13 protein-coding genes and 2 tRNA genes are annotated in these 14,362 nt (G+C 72.9%); 6 read left to right on the top strand and 9 right to left on the bottom strand.

Translation table 11 applies throughout. The annotated features are described in order from the left end of the window. Positions 1–169 precede the first annotated feature (169 nt). Positions 170–243, bottom strand: a tRNA-Lys gene (locus KBZ10_RS03790). A 560-nt stretch (positions 244–803) separates the two neighbouring features. Between KBZ10_RS03790 and KBZ10_RS03785 the strand changes: the two genes are divergently transcribed. The 3 genes from KBZ10_RS03785 (at position 804) to KBZ10_RS03775 (ending at position 4,039) form a co-directional block, all read left to right on the top strand. After that, positions 804–1,928 (top strand): winged helix DNA-binding domain-containing protein, encoded by a 1,125-nt coding sequence (locus KBZ10_RS03785; protein ID WP_210986006.1) that lies wholly within the window; start codon positions 804–806, stop codon positions 1,926–1,928. Positions 1,929–2,484: 556 nt separating this feature from the next. Next, a complete protein-coding gene (locus KBZ10_RS03780) occupies positions 2,485–3,135 on the top strand; it encodes a nucleoside/nucleotide kinase family protein (protein ID WP_210986005.1) in 651 nt (216 codons plus the stop codon). A gap of 310 nt (positions 3,136–3,445) precedes the next feature. Beyond that, a complete protein-coding gene (locus KBZ10_RS03775; RefSeq protein ID WP_210986004.1) occupies positions 3,446–4,039 on the top strand; it encodes a lytic polysaccharide monooxygenase in 594 nt (197 codons plus the stop codon). A gap of 119 nt (positions 4,040–4,158) precedes the next feature. Here KBZ10_RS03775 and KBZ10_RS03770 read toward each other — a convergent pair. The 6 genes from KBZ10_RS03770 to ehuB form a co-directional block, all read right to left on the bottom strand. Further along, positions 4,159–4,232, bottom strand: a tRNA-Lys gene (locus tag KBZ10_RS03770). Positions 4,233–4,360: 128 nt separating this feature from the next. Further along, the gene (locus KBZ10_RS03765) at positions 4,361–5,116 is read right to left on the bottom strand and encodes an IclR family transcriptional regulator (RefSeq protein WP_210986003.1); all 756 of its coding nucleotides are present in this window, start codon (positions 5,114–5,116) and stop codon (positions 4,361–4,363) included. 318 nt (positions 5,117–5,434) lie between these two features. Further along, positions 5,435–6,247, bottom strand: a complete 813-nt coding sequence (gene ehuA / locus KBZ10_RS03760; RefSeq protein WP_210986002.1) for an ectoine/hydroxyectoine ABC transporter ATP-binding protein EhuA — start codon at positions 6,245–6,247, stop codon at positions 5,435–5,437. Further along, the gene (gene ehuD / locus KBZ10_RS03755; protein WP_210986001.1) at positions 6,237–6,887 is read right to left on the bottom strand and encodes an ectoine/hydroxyectoine ABC transporter permease subunit EhuD; all 651 of its coding nucleotides are present in this window, start codon (positions 6,885–6,887) and stop codon (positions 6,237–6,239) included. Before ehuD ends, ehuA begins: the two co-directional genes overlap by 11 nt. After that, positions 6,887–7,633, bottom strand: a complete 747-nt coding sequence (gene ehuC / locus KBZ10_RS03750; protein WP_210986000.1) for an ectoine/hydroxyectoine ABC transporter permease subunit EhuC — start codon at positions 7,631–7,633, stop codon at positions 6,887–6,889. Before ehuC ends, ehuD begins: the two co-directional genes overlap by 1 nt. Continuing rightward, positions 7,630–8,529, bottom strand: coding sequence for an ectoine/hydroxyectoine ABC transporter substrate-binding protein EhuB (gene ehuB, locus KBZ10_RS03745; protein WP_210985999.1), 900 nt, complete (start codon positions 8,527–8,529; stop codon positions 7,630–7,632). Before ehuB ends, ehuC begins: the two co-directional genes overlap by 4 nt. 166 nt (positions 8,530–8,695) lie before the next feature. On the opposite strand from ehuB, the gene KBZ10_RS03740 reads away from it, so the two are divergent. Beyond that, a complete protein-coding gene (locus KBZ10_RS03740; RefSeq protein WP_210985998.1) occupies positions 8,696–9,220 on the top strand; it encodes a DUF3830 family protein in 525 nt (174 codons plus the stop codon). A 132-nt stretch (positions 9,221–9,352) separates the two neighbouring features. Here KBZ10_RS03740 and KBZ10_RS03735 read toward each other — a convergent pair whose 3' ends face one another. Together KBZ10_RS03735 and KBZ10_RS03730 are read right to left on the bottom strand one after the other, a co-directional pair. Continuing rightward, entirely contained in the window at positions 9,353–10,777 is a 1,425-nt protein-coding gene (locus KBZ10_RS03735) for an amidase (protein ID WP_210985997.1), read from the bottom strand. A gap of 28 nt (positions 10,778–10,805) precedes the next feature. After that, positions 10,806–11,774 (bottom strand): D-2-hydroxyacid dehydrogenase, encoded by a 969-nt coding sequence (locus KBZ10_RS03730; protein WP_210985996.1) that lies wholly within the window; start codon positions 11,772–11,774, stop codon positions 10,806–10,808. A gap of 244 nt (positions 11,775–12,018) precedes the next feature. Here KBZ10_RS03730 and KBZ10_RS03725 point away from each other — a divergent pair, with 244 nt between their 5' ends. Beyond that, the gene (locus KBZ10_RS03725) at positions 12,019–13,110 is read left to right on the top strand and encodes an aspartate/glutamate racemase family protein (RefSeq protein ID WP_210985995.1); all 1,092 of its coding nucleotides are present in this window, start codon (positions 12,019–12,021) and stop codon (positions 13,108–13,110) included. Positions 13,111–13,407: 297 nt separating this feature from the next. Continuing rightward, positions 13,408–14,223, top strand: coding sequence for a decarboxylase (locus KBZ10_RS03720; protein WP_210986088.1), 816 nt, complete (start codon positions 13,408–13,410; stop codon positions 14,221–14,223). The last annotated feature ends 139 nt before the right edge of the window (positions 14,224–14,362 follow it).

Below are 14,362 nucleotides of genomic sequence, written 5' to 3'. Positions count from 1 at the left end.
GTTGCCGTGTTCCCCGAGGGCCCCGTGCCGACCGGGGCCGGGGCACCGGTGCATCTCGTCCCCCGGCCCCTGGCTCCCGGCCCGGGCACCGGTGTCGACGCGTCGTCGTGCACGGCCCGGACACGGCTCAGGGCCCTCCCGCCGTGGCGGAAAGGCCCCGAGTGTCATGTGCGCCGCCAGGGACTCGAACCCCGGACCCGCTGATTAAGAGTCAGCTGCTCTAACCAACTGAGCTAGCGGCGCCTGCTGACCTGGTTAATCGTACCGGACGGGACCCGGTGGTCCGTACGCCCGGGGCCGCTCCCGGGCCCTCCGGCGGGAAATGTGATGAGGGTCATGGTTTCCCGGAGCCGCCCGGAGCATCCCTGGACGCTGCGGGGGCGCGGCTCCACGGCCCCGCGGCCCCGCGGCGGCGCCGTGCCCCGGCGTCGCGGTCCGGACCGTCCGCCGACGACCTGCGGGGCGAGGCGGAGCCGGTGGCCGAGGCGGATACGGCGGTTCCGGTTCCGTCCGCCGTCTCCGGCGGCCAAGGGGTGCGGCGCGGACCCAACGGGCGCCGTACGACCGTGCGTTGTGGGTCAATCAGCGCGCGGTGCGCGGGCCCGCACGGCAGACTCGGGGAGCGTCCGGCCCACCGGGGCCTCCACCCGGTCCGGCCGTGTCCCACCCGGTCCGGCCGGGCCCCCCGGGCTCACCGGTCCCCGGCGGGACCCGTCGGGGACCGGGCCGCGTCCCGTCCGCAGCCGCACCGGCGGTTCCGCCGTCACCGGCAGCCGCAGCTCTCCGAGGGAGATTTCCGTCCGATGACCACGACCACCTCCGCCGTGCTGGACCGCAGGGCCCTCAACCGCGCCTTCCTGGCCCGGCAGATGCTGCTGAGCCGGCACCGGATGTCCGTGCGGGACGCGGTCGGGAGCCTGGTCGGGCTCCAGTCGCAGCAGCCCGTTCCGCCCTACTACGGGCTGTGGACACGGCTGGTGGACTTCCGCCCGGAGGAACTCTCGCGGCTCATCAGCGAGCGGGCCGTCACCCGCATCGTCGTGATGCGCGGCACCGTCCACCTCGTCACCGCCGATGACGCCCTGGCACTCCGGCCCTGGGTGCAGCCCTGCCTCGACCGGGGCATGAGGAGCGCCTGGGGCAAGGACCTGGCGGGGGTCGAGCTGCCCGCACTGGCCGCAGCGGCCCGGGAACTCCTCGACGCCCGGCACCTGTCCACCACCGAACTCGGAGGGCTGCTCCGCGAGCGGTGGCCGGACCACAGCCCCGCGCAGCTCGTCAACGCGGCCCGGGCACTGCTGCCGCTCGTCCAGGTGCCACCGCGCGGCCTGTGGGGGCAGAGCGCCCGGACCACCTACGCCACCGCCGAGTCCTGGCTCGGCCGGCCCCTGCTCCCCGAGCCGCCCGCCGAGGAACTCGTCGTCCGCTACCTGGCGGCCTACGGCCCGGCGACGGTGCAGGACATCCAGGCATGGTCGGGGCTGACCCGGCTGCGGGCCACCGTGGCCCGGCTGCGGCCCCGGCTCACCGTCTTCCGCGACACCGCGGGCCGCGAGCTGTTCGACCTCCCCGAGGCCCCGCGGCCGGAGCCGGACACGCCCGCCCCGGTGCGCTACCTCGCCCCGTACGACAATGCGATCCTGTCCTACGCCGACCGCACCCGGATCATCGACGACGCGGGGCGCCGGGCCATAGCGACCAAGAACGCCGTGATCCCCGGGACCGTCCTCCTCGACGGCTTCGTCCGGGGAGCCTGGCGGATCGACGAACAGCGCGGCACCGCGACCCTGACCGTCCAGCCCTTCACCCCGCTGACCGCCCGGCAGCGCGACGAACTGGCGGAAGAGGGCGAGCGGTTGCTGGCCTTCGGCGCGGAGACCGCCGGCGAGCGGCTGATCCGCTTCGCCGAGCCGCGCGGCAGCGCGTAGATCCCGACGTGTTCCGAGGGGGAATGCCACGAACCCGCTCGCCGGCAGCCCCGGGCCCGCTCCCGGCCCGGCCGGCGAGCCGCGTACGCGGTGATGCGCGGGACATCACACGGACGGTGCCGGGCGGAGCGCGAAGCCACCGGGCCGGCCGAGAGCGGAGGGGCCGGCGAGAGGCGAGAGGCGAGAGGCGAGAGGCGAGGGGCGGGAGGCGCGAGGCGAGAGGCGAGAGGTCCGGCGGTGCGGCGCCACGCCGGTACACGGGAACACGGGAACACGGATTCGCCCGGCCCGCCGCCCCCAGCGGCGCCGGACCGGGCACCTCACCCTGCTCACCGGGTGCCCCCGTTCGCCCGGTGTAGACATGGCGGATCCGGCATTCTCCCCTCACCGCCCCGGCGGTACGCGACGGGCTCCCGGCGGCCCGGATCCCGCAAACCCGCGGAGCGGCCCGGCCTTCACCGCCGCATCCGGGGACCGGGGCCTCCGATCACGCGAAGGGGAAGTACGGGACGCGACCCGCGCCCCGCGGGGGCGGGACAACCCTTAGCCTGCCGGTATGGACATCGCGCGGCTGGCGGACGAGGCGTGGGCCCTGACCGCAGGCGGGCGCACCCGGACCGTGCTCGGGATCGCGGGGCCGCCCGGAGCCGGCAAGTCCACCCTCGCCACGGCCCTCGTCGCCCGGATCGAACGGCGGCACGGCGAGGGGGCGGCCGGTTATCTGCCGCTGGACGGCTTCCACCTCTCCAACCGCCGGCTCGAACACCTGGGACTCACCGACCGCAAGGGCTCCGCACCCAGCTTCGACGTCTGGGGTTACGAGGCCCTGCTCCGCCGCGTCCATGAGGACACCGGCCGGGACATCTACGTGCCGGACTACGACCGCACCCTCCACGAGCCCGTCGCCGCCCGCCATCTGCTGCGTCCGGACACGCGCCTGGTCGTCACCGAGGGGAACTACCTCGCCTGCGCCGCACCCGGCTGGTCGGAGGCGCGCCGGCTGATGGCGGAGGTCTGGTACGTCGAGACGCCCGACGCCGTACGGGACGCGCGCCTCATCGAGCGGCAACTCGCGGGCGGCCGGGACGCGGCCGGTGCCCGCGCCTGGGTGGACGGCAACGACCACCCCAACGGCGAGTGGGTCAAGGCGTCGCGGTCCCGCTGCGACCGGATCCTTCCCGAGCCCGGCCTGACCGGCACGGCCTGACCCGCACCGGCTGGACCCGCACCGGCCTGATACCGGCACCGGCTGGACCGGCCGGGACTGACGGTCTCCCGGAGGCGAAGCCCTCGGCAATCGACGTCCGGTCCCCAGAGGTCGCGCACGGCGGGCCGGGCCGCGACAACCCCTGTTATTGGTCTAGACATCCCCAACGGCCGCCGCTACTCTCCGAGTTGGTCTAGACCGCATCGCCGGGGCTGCTCCACACCCACTCCCCACCCTCACCCGAGCCGAAGAGCCGGGCCCGCACCGACCCCGCGGGCCCGGACCACCCCCACATCCTCTGGAGTGACTCATGCGCAGAAAGATCTCCACGGCCCTGCTCGGCCTGGGCATCGCCGGTGTCTCCCTCTTCGCCACCACGGGCAGCGCCCAGAGCCACGGCTACACCGATTCCCCGATCAGCCGGCAGGCGCTCTGCGCCAACGGCACCGTGCAGAACTGCGGCGGCATCCAGTGGGAGCCGCAGAGCGTCGAGGGCCCCAAGGGCTTCCCGGCCGCCGGTCCCGCCGACGGCGCCATCTGCTCCGGCGGCAACGGCCGGTTCGCCGCGCTGGACGACCCGCGCGGCGGCAACTGGCCGGCCACCGACGTCAGGTCCGGGCAGAGCCACACCTTCACCTGGCGGCTCACCGCCCGGCACGCCACCTCGAACTTCCGGTACTTCATCACCCGGAACGGCTGGAACCCCTCCCAGCCGATCACCCGGGCCGCGCTGGAGTCCCAGCCGTTCCTGACCGTCCCCTACGGGGGCCGTCAGCCCGATGCCACCGTCACGCACCGGGGCACCATGCCGAGCGGCAAGTCGGGCCGGCACGTGATCGTCGGTGTCTGGGACGTCGCCGACACCGGAAACGCCTTCTACGCCTGCTCCGACGTGCGGTTCTAGCCTGCCGGCTCCAACCGCCCGGTCCGGCGCCCGGCCGCGGAGCAGTACGCGGGCAGCCGGTGAACACCGGAACGCGAGAGGCCCCTCCGCCGGAACGGAGGGGCCTCTCGTATCGTGCGTGCGCCGCCAGGGACTCGAACCCCGGACCCGCTGATTAAGAGTCAGCTGCTCTAACCAACTGAGCTAGCGGCGCGTGCTGACGTGCGGGGCAATACTACCCGGTCCGCCGGGTTGCTCCCGACCGGTTTTCCGCGGCGCCACCGTGACCGCCTCGCTGCCGTTCCGGGCCGCCGCCGGGCCGCCGCCGGGCCGCCGCCGGGCTCAGATGGTGAGGGACAGCGCCAGTGGCGCCGCTCTGCGGTTGAGCGTCTCGGCCGCCTGGCGCAGCCGGTGGGCCCGCTCGATCGGCAGCGAGAGCGCCAGGCAGCCGACGGCCTTGCCGGCGGCGATGGGCACCGCAGCGCACACCGTGCCCACGGCGTACTCCTGGAGGTCGAGCACGGGGACGGTGGACGGCTGGTGGTCCAGCTTGCTGAAGAGGACCTTCTCGTCGGTGATCGTCCGTGAGGTGAAGCGGGCCGTCTTGTGCCGGGCGAGATGGTCCTGGCGGCCGTTGTGGTCGAGCTGGGTCAGCAGGCACTTGCCGACCGCGCTGGCGTGCGCCGCGGAGCGGAAGTCCACCCACTCGTTGACCTTCGGGGTGTCCGGCCCGTGGGCGCACTGGGTGATCCGCACCTCGCCGTCCACGTAGCGGCTCAGATACACCGCGGCGCCGAGGGTGTCGCGCAGCTCCTCCAGATGGCGCTGGAGCCTGTCGGCGAGGGCCTTCTCGCGGGCGGCCGAGCCCAGCAGCAGCAAAGTCCGGCCGACGGCGTACACATCGTCCGCGGGCTCCTCCACATAGCCCTCGCGGCGCAGCATCCGCAGCATGGGGAAGAGCCGCTCCGCCGGCAGGTCGGTCTCGCGCGCCAGCTGTTCCCCGGTGACGCCGCCGTGGTGGCGGGCGATGCTCTCCAGCACGCGCAGGGCGTGCTGGACCGAGGCGAAGGGCGCGGTCGGCTCGGGCTGCTGCGCCACGGTGTCCCCCTACAGGTGTGACCGTTTGCATCGTCGCCGCGCTTCTGGTCGCGGGGGGTTCCGGCCTTCCCGGGCCGTTGTCCACCGCCGCCACGGCTGGGCTGTACTCCACGATAGCGGCCAAGGGCCTGCTCGCGGGGCCGAGTTGTGCACAAGAGCGGCGCACTTCCCGCGGTATCGCGGAAGTGCGCCGCTCTGGCATATGCCGTGGTCACGGGCCGGGCGCGGGAGGCCCGGACAGCCGTCCGCGGGAGCGGTACGGCGGTGCCTCCGGGGCCGGGGGAACGCCCCCGGCCCGCGCCCGGCGGCGCCGCGGAATCACAGCACGGCGCTCAGGAACTCCCGGGTCCGCTCGTGCTCCGGCTCGGAGAAGATCTTCTCCGGCGGCCCGGACTCGATGACCCGCCCCGCGTCGAACATCAGCACGTCGTCGGAGATGTCCCGCGCGAAGTTCATCTCGTGGGTGACGACGAGCATGGTGATGTCCGTGGTGTGCGCGATGTCCCGCAGCACGTCCAGCACACCGGCCACCAGCTCCGGGTCCAGCGCCGAGGTCACCTCGTCGAGCAGCAGCACCTTCGGCCGCATGGCCAGCGCCCGCGCGATGGCCACCCGCTGCTGCTGGCCGCCGGACAGGTGGGTCGGGTAGGCGTCGGCCTTGTCCGACAGGCCCACCAGGTCCAGCAGTTCGCGGCCGCGCTCGGCGGCCTCGTCCTTGCTCATCCCCAGCACGTGGACCGGGGCCTCGGTGATGTTGCGGAGCACCTTCATATTGGGGAAGAGATTGAACTGCTGGAAGACCATGCCGATCTTCTTGCGCACCTCGCGGGTGTGCCGCTCGCCCGCCGGGACGAGCTTGCCGTTCTTCTCCTCGTGGGTGAGGTGTTCGCCGTCGACGGAGATGGTGCCCTCGTCCGGCTTCAGCAGCGTCATCAGCAGCCGCAGGATCGTCGTCTTGCCGGAGCCCGAGGGGCCGATCAGCGTGACGTGCTTGCCTGCGTCCACGGTGAAGTCCAGGTGGTTCAGCACCGTGTTGCTGCCGAACCGCTTGGTCACCCCGTCGAAACGGATCAGCTCACTGCCGGCCGCCGGGGCCGGGGTCGCGTTCGGGGAACTGCTTTCAGCGGACAAGACGACGCTCCAGGGCTCGCATGAGGAGGGAAGCCGGGTAGGCGATGAGGATGAAGGCGATGCCGACGACCGTGATCGGCTCGGTCATGACGAAGGTCTCGGACCCGAACTGGCGGGCCTCGCCGAGCATCTCCAGCACACCGATCGTGGCGATCATCGGCGAGTCCTTCAGCATCGCGATGACGTAGTTGCCGAGTGCGGGCACGACGCGCCGGATCGCCTGCGGCAGGATCACCGCGGACCAGGTGCGCGTCCGCGGCAGGCTCAGCGCGGTGGCGGCCTCCCACTGACCCACGGGCACACCCTCGATGCCGGCCCGGTACACCTCGGCGGTGTACGTCGAGTAGTGCAGACCGAGGCCGATGACACCGGTGGTCAGTGCGGAGAAGGTGAGACCCCACTCGGGCAGCACGTAGTAGAGGAAGAAGAGCTGCACCAGCAGCGGTGTGTTCCGGATGAACTCCGTGAACATCTGCACCGGCCAGCGCACCGCCCGCAGCGGCGAACGCTGCGCCAGCGCCCAGAAGAGGCCGAGGGTGAAGGCGATGAGCGAGCCCAGCACCAGCGCCTGGAGGGTGACGAGGAGACCCCGCCAGAAGTCCGGCATGAAGTCGGCGACGGCCGACCAGTCCCACTGCATCAGATACCCCCAGCGCCGGCCGCGTCGGCCGAGATGTCGGTGCGCTCACGGAGATTGAGCCTGCTCAGCAGCCCGCCGCCCTTCGCGGGCCGCTGCCCGACCCGGGCCTTCGCGCCGCGCTCGACCACCCGCATCCCGCGGGTCAGGACGAAGGCGAGCACGAAGTACATCACCAGGATGATCGTGTAGACGGGCGCGCTCTCCCCGGTCGCGTTGCGGATCAGCGAGGCGCCGAAGGCCATGTCGCCGACACCCATGATCGACACCAGGGCGGTGCCCTTGAGCAGCTCGATCAGCAGGTTGTTGAAGGGCGGCAGCATCTCCGGCCAGGCCTGCGGCAGGATGATCCGCCGCATCCGCTGCATCGGGGTGAAGCTGAGCGCGATCCCCGCCTCGCGCTGCGCCGGCGACACCGCCTGCACGGCGCCGCGCACGACCTCCGAGCCGTACGCGCCGTAGGACAGGCCCAGCGCCAGCGTGGCCGCCCACAGCGGCAGCAGCTGCCAGCCGAAGGCGACCGGCAGGACGAAGAACAGCCAGAACATCAGCACCAGGGCGGAGGTGCCCCGGAAGATCTCCATGTAGAGGCCGGAGAGGAAACGGACGATCCACAGCCGGTGCGTCCGGGCGATGCCGACCGTGAAGGCGACGACGGCGCCGAGGGCCGCGCTGTAGACCGTCAGCTGGACGGTGACCCAGAGGCCCTTGAGGAGGAGTTCCCACAAACCCCAGGTGATCTCACTCATGGCGCGCACTTCTCCTCTGCGGTCAGATCCGTCATCTGCTCCTCCGTGAAACCGAAGGGCCGCATGATCCGCAGAAGCTCACCGCTGTCCTTCATCTTGTGGAGTTCGCGGTTGAAGGCATCCCGAAGATTCGTTTCCGCTTTACGGAAGGCGAAGGCGCCGGCGTCCACGACGGGCTCGCCGTCGACGACCGGCTGGATCTCCTCCGTCGCCTCCACGCGCTTCGACTTCGTCTCCTTGATGACGTTGCGCACGGTCACGGCCGTGCCCGCGAAGACGTCGGCGCGGCCCTGCTCGACGGCGAGAAGCCCGGCCAGCTGATCCGGCAGGGTCATGATCTTCTCGACCCCGGCGTCCTGGGCGTAGCCGATCTCGGCATAACCGACGCCCGTCGCGAGGGTCGCGCCGGCCTCGGCGACGTCCTGGTAGTTGTTGAGGTTTTTGGGGTTGCCCTTGCGGACGATGAAGGCGTCGAGCATCTGGTACTCGGGGTCCGCGAAGAGCACCTGCTGGCAGCGTTCGGGATTGATGTACATCCCGGCGGCGACCACATCGAACTGCTGCGAGTTCAGACCGGAGATCAGCGAACCGAACTCCGTCGGGAACGGCTGGACCTTCGGCACCCCGAGCCGTTCGAAGATGCGGGCGGCCACCTCCGGCGCGTAGCCGGTCATCTCGCCGTCCTTGCCGATGTAGCTGTACGGCTGCTCGCCGGCCAGCCCCAGTTTCACAACACCCTGCGCCCGTAGGCGCTCCAGAAGATCTCCCCCGTCCTTGACGTCCGCGGTGGACACCCGGCTGCAACCGACCGCCCCCAACGCGCTCAAAGCCGCCACTCCTGCGAGCAGGGAGCGGCGGCCGATCCGGTACGTATCGTTCCCGCGTGGTCGAGCCATGGGCGGCTCGCTACCCGGAGAGCAAGAATTCATGCCGCTCTTTTCCAGCCTTAACCGAGCTGAGACCGCCGCCGGTTCTGTTGTCATTGATCCACTTGCGTCACCATAAGAGCCCCGGATCCGCACCGGCCGGGACCCGTCCGGGACGACTGACAGGAGCATCCGAATGACCGACTCCGCACCCCGTGACCGCTCCGCCCGGCACATCGAGGTGTCCCTGGCCAAACGCGGTGTGACCTGCACCGCGCGCCTCCTCGACGACCGAGCCCCGATCACCTGCGAAGCCGTCTGGAACGCGCTGCCGCTCAGCGGCGACGTCTACCACGCCAAGTACGCGCGGAACGAGATCTACACCCTGCTGTCCCCGTTCGCCCCGGCCGAACCCCCGCTGGAGAACCCGACGATCACCCCGATCCCCGGCGACCTCTGCTACTTCACCTTCACCGACACCCAGCTCGGCACGAAGTCCTACGGCTACGAGGAGCAGGCCGGGCACCGCGGGCAGCGGCAGGTCATCGACCTCGCGCTGTTCTACGAGCGGAACAATCTGCTGATCAACGGGGACGCCGGCTGGGTCCCCGGCATCGTCTGGGGCGCGGTCGTCGACGGCCTCGACCGGATGGCCGACGCCTGCCAGGACCTGTGGCGGGCCGGAGCGCTGGGGGAGAGCCTCACCTTCCGGCGGGCCTGAGCGCAAGGCCCCCGCGGCCCGGCCCGGCGCCGTCCCGCGAGGACGCGCGCCCGGCCGGCCCGTGCGCCGTCCGCCCGCCGTCCGCCCGGCCCGTGCGCCGTCCGTCCGGCCGGCCCGCGCCACCGGCCCGGTTCAGCCCGCGGCGGGCGGCGGCACCTCGTCCGCGACCCCCGCCTCGTACAGCGCGTGCGCCGCGCGCAGCACCAGGCCGTCCGCGTGCCGCGCCCCCACCAGCTGCACCCCGATCGGCAGCCCCTCGCCGTCCAGCCCGCAGGGCACGGTCGCGGCGGGCTGCTGCGTGAGGTTGAACGGATACGTGAACGGCGTCCAGCCCGTCCACCGCGTGTGCCCGGAGCCCTTGGGCACCTCGGCGCCCGCCTCGAACGCGGTGCCCGGCATCGTCGGCGTCACCAGCAGGTCGTAGGTGTCGTGGAAGCGGCCCATCTCGCGGCCCAGCGCCATCCGGACGTCCACCGCCGTCAGATAGTCCAGCGCGCTGTACGCCGCGCCCCGCTCCACGACCTCGCGCAGCGCCGGCTCCAGCAGTTCCAGCCGCTCGGGGCCGAGCGGCTGCACCACCCGCGCGACCCCGCTGAACCACAGGGTGTGGAACGCCTCCACCGGGTCCTCCGCGAGCGGCGGTTCGGCCTCCTCCACCCGGGCCCCCAGCGCGGACAGCAGGTCCACCACCCGGCGTACCGCGGCCGCCACCCGCGGCTCGACGGGCACCCGCCCCCCGAACGAGGCGCTGTACGCCACGCGCAGCCCGGACACCGCCTCCGTACCGCGGGCCAGACCCGCCGCGAAGTCGGCCGGCACCCGGTCTGACTGCGACCAGTCGCGCCAGTCCGGGCCCGTGATCACGTCCATCATCAGCGCCGCGTCCCGGGCGTCCCGCGTCATCGGGCCCACATGGGCCAGGGTGCCGAAGGGGCTCGCCGGGTAGAGCGGCACCCGGCCGTAGGTCGGCTTCAGCGCGAAGATCCCGCAGAAGGAGCCGGGGATGCGGACCGAGCCGCCGCCGTCCGTGCCCAGGCTCAGCGGCCCCGCGCCGAGCGCGACCGCCGCCGCGCTGCCGCCGCTCGACCCGCCCGCCGTGCGGCGCGGATCGTACGGATTGACGGTCACTCCGTGCCGCGGGCTGTCGGTGACCCCCTTCCAGCCGAACTCCGGGGTCGTCGTCTTGCCGGTGAACACCGCGCCGTGCTCCCGCAGCCGGGCCACCGCCGGGGCGTCCTCCCGCCAGGCCGCCGGGTCGCCGGCGTCCACGGTGCGCGAACCCCGCAGGGTGGGCGCGCCGCGCAGCAGCAGCAGGTCCTTCACGGACACCGGCACGCCGTCGACCAGCCCGGCCGGCTCGCCGCGCAGCCAGCGCCGCTCGGACTCGGCGGCCTGCGCCAGGGCACTCTCGGCGTTCACCCGCACATGGGCGCCCACCACGGGTTCCGTCCGCTCGATCCGCTCCAGCACGGCGCGGACGGCCTCGACGGGGGAGAAGGCGCGGGTGGCGTAGCCCGCGAGCAGTCGGGTGGCCGTGAGGTCGCACAGCTCGGTCATCGGGGCCTCCAGGGATGCGGGGGAGAGCTCAGGGCACCGGTACGTAACCGAGCCGCTTGTCGACCACGTTGAGCAGCGGCTTCCCCGCCACCCACCGGTCGAAGTTGTCCATGAACTGATCGGCCAGGGCGTCGCGCCAGCCCACCGTGTCCCCGCTCATGTGCGGGGACACCAGCAGCCCCGGGGCGTCCCACAGCGGGCTGTCCGGCGGGAGCGGCTCCTCCTCGAAGACGTCCAGTGCGGCACCCGCGAGCGAGCCCTTGGCCAGGGCCTCCGTCAGATCACGCTCGACCACGAGTTGCCCGCGCCCCACATTGACGAACCGGGCCGTCGGACGCATGAGCGAAAAAGCTTCCGCGTCGAACATTCCGTGGGTCTCCTCCGTCAGCGGAGCCGCGGCAATCACCCAGTCGGCGGAAGGGAGAAGATCTTTCAGCGCGCCGCCGCCGTGCACCCGAGAGAATTCCGCGTCGTTTTCCCGCGGGGTGCGCCCGACGAGTTCCACGGCGACACCCAGTGCCGCGAGCGTGCGGCCGATGGCCCGGCCGATCGGGCCCGAGCCGGATACGACCGCGCGGCTTCCCGCGAGCCGCATGGTTTCCCGGTGCCGCCATCGCCGCTGTTGCTGGAGTTCCCAACTGCCCGGAAAATCCTTGGCCAAGGCGAGGACGAGTCCGGCGACGTACTCCGCGATGGGCTGCTCGAAGATCCCCCGGGCGTTGGTCACCACGGTGTCCGAGGCCGTCAGCTCCGGGAAGAGCAGCCGGTCCACGCCCGCGCTGGCGGTGTGCACCCAGCGCGGCCTGCGGCCCGCTCCGGGCCAGGCATCGCGCAGAGCGTCGCTGGTGAAGTCCCACACCAGCAGGGCGTCGGCCGCCGGCAGGAGCGCCGCCAGCGACTCCGCGTCGCGGGCGTGCACGACGCGGGCGCGGCCGGAGAGCCGGTCGAGCCGGGGGGCGGGCTCGCCGCCGAGGACGAGCAGGGTGCTGTCGGTCATGGATGGGAAACCATTTCGAAACGTCTCTCCGCTTCGCTGGAGAGGAGCCGGAAAAACGGCGGGAGAACTGGGATTGACCACGCTAGGGACCGGAAACTACCTTCGTCAATACGGGTATTGCCGACCCGGGTAAGCCCGTGCCGGCCTCTGTCCCGGCGCCTCGGCGTGCACGGCTTTCTGTTCTGTGGTACCGCCCTCTTTCCTCGGCTTCGGCCCTGCCCTCCGTTCGTATTGGGGCTTCGGAATGGACATCTCTTTTCTGGGGGGCCCGCGCCCGCAACGCGGCGTGGGTGTCGTCGCACCGTTCGATTTCGCGCTGGACCGGGAGCTGTGGCGCTGGGCCCCCGACCAGGTGTCGCTGCACCTGACCCGTACGCCGTTCGTGCCGGTCGAGGTCAGCCTCGACCTGGCCCGGCTGGTCAGTGAGCACGAGACCCTCCGGGAGGCCACACACACGCTGCGCGCGGTCAGCCCCGAGGTCGTGGCCTACGCCTGCACCTCCGGCAGCTTCGTCGGCGGCCTGGCCGGCGAGCGCGCCATGTGCGCCGCGATGGCCCAGGCGGGTGAGATCCCGGCCCTCACCACCTCCGGAGCCCTGCTGGAGGCGCTGGCGGAGATCGGGGCCCGGCGGATCGCGCTGGTCACGCCGTACACCGCCTCCGTCACCCAGGCCCTGGAGGACTATCTGGCGGAGGGCGGGGTCACCGTCACCGACCGCGAGTTCCTCGGGCTGACCTGCCACATCTGGAAGGTCTCCTACCGGTCCGTGGTGGAGATGGCCCGGCGGGCCGTCACCCATGGAGCGGACGCCCTCTTCATCAGCTGCACGAACCTGCCGACGTACGACGCCATCCCGCAGCTGGAGGCGGAGCTGCGGATGCCCGTCCTGTCGGCCAATCAGGTGACCATGTGGTCGGCGTTGCGACGGATCGGGGAGCGGGCGGTGGGGCCCTACCAGGCGCTGCTCGACCCGGTGGCCAGACGGGGCCCGGCGTCGATGACGGCCACGGCCCCACCGCCGGCGCCGCCGCGGGCCGTGCCCCCCGCTCCGTCCGCCGCTGAGGAGGAGACCCCGGGAGCGGCGGCCACCCTCGGCGGCCCGGCCGTGATCGGCCCGGCCGTGTTCGGACCGGGAGCGGCAGGCCCCGGAGCGGCAGGCCCGGGAGTGACCGGCCCGGAAGGGCTCGGCGCCGTGCTGCCGTTCGGGGACGTGCGGGGGGAGCCGGAGGCGGCGTTCGCGGGGGCGCCGGGCGGGGTGGGGGCCGAGACGGAGGCGGCGGACGCCCTGGACGCACCCCTGTACCCGGACGATCCGGCGGGCCCGGCGCCCCTCTGACCCCGTGCGGCGCGTTCGGCCCGTACGGCACGGGGGCCGCGTGTGGCACGTACGGCGGGAGGGAGGGGCGGCGGAGACGACGGGGGCGACAGGCAACAGCGAGACCGAACAGGCAGGAGAGCGAGACGCATGGCAGAGCTGACGACCCCCGGCGCCACCCCCGGTACGGCGCCCGGCACGGCGGCGGGCACGACGCCGGAGACGGCCGCGGCCCGCTCCGCGCACGGGGCGGCTGAGCACGGGGCGGCGGAGCACGGGGCGGACGGGACGGGCGCCGGCGCGGCGACCGTCGGCTTCCTGTACCCGGGGTACTCCGCGGAGGACGACTACCCGCGCCTGGAAGCCATGCTGGCCGGCGCGGATCCGGGCGACGGCCGCGGCACGGCACCGGAGACCGCCCCCACCGCGGACGGGGCGGAGGCGCAGGACGGTGTCCTCGGTCTGGCCGGAGCCGTCACCGGTGCCTCCCCCGCGGTCCGGCTGCCGCTCGTCCACACCGACATCGGAGAGGACGCCCACCGTGTCGACGCCCTGCTGGAGATGGGCTCGGCCGCCCGGCTCGCGGCCCGGGTCGCCGATCTGCGGGCGCGGGGCGCACAGGCCGTCGTCTGGGCGTGCACCAGTGCCAGCTTCGTCTTCGGCCGTGACGGCGCACAGGAACAGGCGCGGGAGCTGGCGCAGGTGGCCGGACTGCCGGCCTCCAGCACCTCCTTCGCCTTCGCCCACGCCCTCGGCGACCTGGGCCTGGAACGGGTGGCGGTCGCCGCCACCTATCCGGAGGACGTCGCCGAGCTGTTCACCGCCTTCCTGAAGTCCTTCGGCACGGAGGTCGTGGCGATGCGCGGCAGCGGCATCATCACGGCCGCCGAGGTCGGCACCTGGGGCTGGGAGGAGGTACGGGCCCTCGCCCGCGCGGGCGACCACCCCGCGGCACAGGCCGTGCTGCTGCCGGACACCGCCCTGCACACCGCCGCGTACATCGCCCGGCTGGAGGCGGAGCTCGGCAAGCCCGTGCTCACCGCCAACCAGGTGACCGTCCGCGAAGGGCTGCGGCTGCTGGCGCACCCGGTGCCGCACCGGCCGCGGCTCGGAGCGCTCTTCTCCGCGGCCTGAGGCGGCTTGAGGCGGCCTGAAGGCGAGGAGCACGGGAAGAGGGGCTGCCGCACACGGAGAGGGCCCGCCGGTGCACCGCTCGGGTGGGCCGTCCCGCGCGGCCGGGAGCGGCGCGGAGTAGTGGAGGAGGGCCCCGCGC

The sequence above is a fragment of the Streptomyces sp. F63 genome (assembly GCF_018070345.1).
Taxonomy (GTDB): Bacteria; Actinomycetota; Actinomycetes; order Streptomycetales; family Streptomycetaceae; genus Streptomyces.
This window is presented reverse-complemented; position numbering and strand designations above follow the sequence as displayed.

Excerpts from the sequence above, each read along its gene's own strand:
- KBZ10_RS03785 (WP_210986006.1), top strand. The coding sequence starts at position 804 with ATGACCACGACCACCTCCGCCGTGCTGGACCGCAGGGCCCTCAACCGC.
- KBZ10_RS03780 (WP_210986005.1), top strand. The coding sequence starts at position 2,485 with ATGGACATCGCGCGGCTGGCGGACGAGGCGTGGGCCCTGACCGCAGGC.
- KBZ10_RS03775 (WP_210986004.1), top strand. The coding sequence starts at position 3,446 with ATGCGCAGAAAGATCTCCACGGCCCTGCTCGGCCTGGGCATCGCCGGT.
- ehuD (WP_210986001.1), bottom strand. The coding sequence starts at position 6,887 with ATGCAGTGGGACTGGTCGGCCGTCGCCGACTTCATGCCGGACTTCTGG.
- ehuC (WP_210986000.1), bottom strand. The coding sequence starts at position 7,633 with ATGAGTGAGATCACCTGGGGTTTGTGGGAACTCCTCCTCAAGGGCCTC.
- ehuB (WP_210985999.1), bottom strand. The coding sequence starts at position 8,529 with ATGGCTCGACCACGCGGGAACGATACGTACCGGATCGGCCGCCGCTCC.
- KBZ10_RS03740 (WP_210985998.1), top strand. The coding sequence starts at position 8,696 with ATGACCGACTCCGCACCCCGTGACCGCTCCGCCCGGCACATCGAGGTG.
- KBZ10_RS03735 (WP_210985997.1), bottom strand. The coding sequence starts at position 10,777 with ATGACCGAGCTGTGCGACCTCACGGCCACCCGACTGCTCGCGGGCTAC.
- KBZ10_RS03730 (WP_210985996.1), bottom strand. The coding sequence starts at position 11,774 with ATGACCGACAGCACCCTGCTCGTCCTCGGCGGCGAGCCCGCCCCCCGG.
- KBZ10_RS03725 (WP_210985995.1), top strand. The coding sequence starts at position 12,019 with ATGGACATCTCTTTTCTGGGGGGCCCGCGCCCGCAACGCGGCGTGGGT.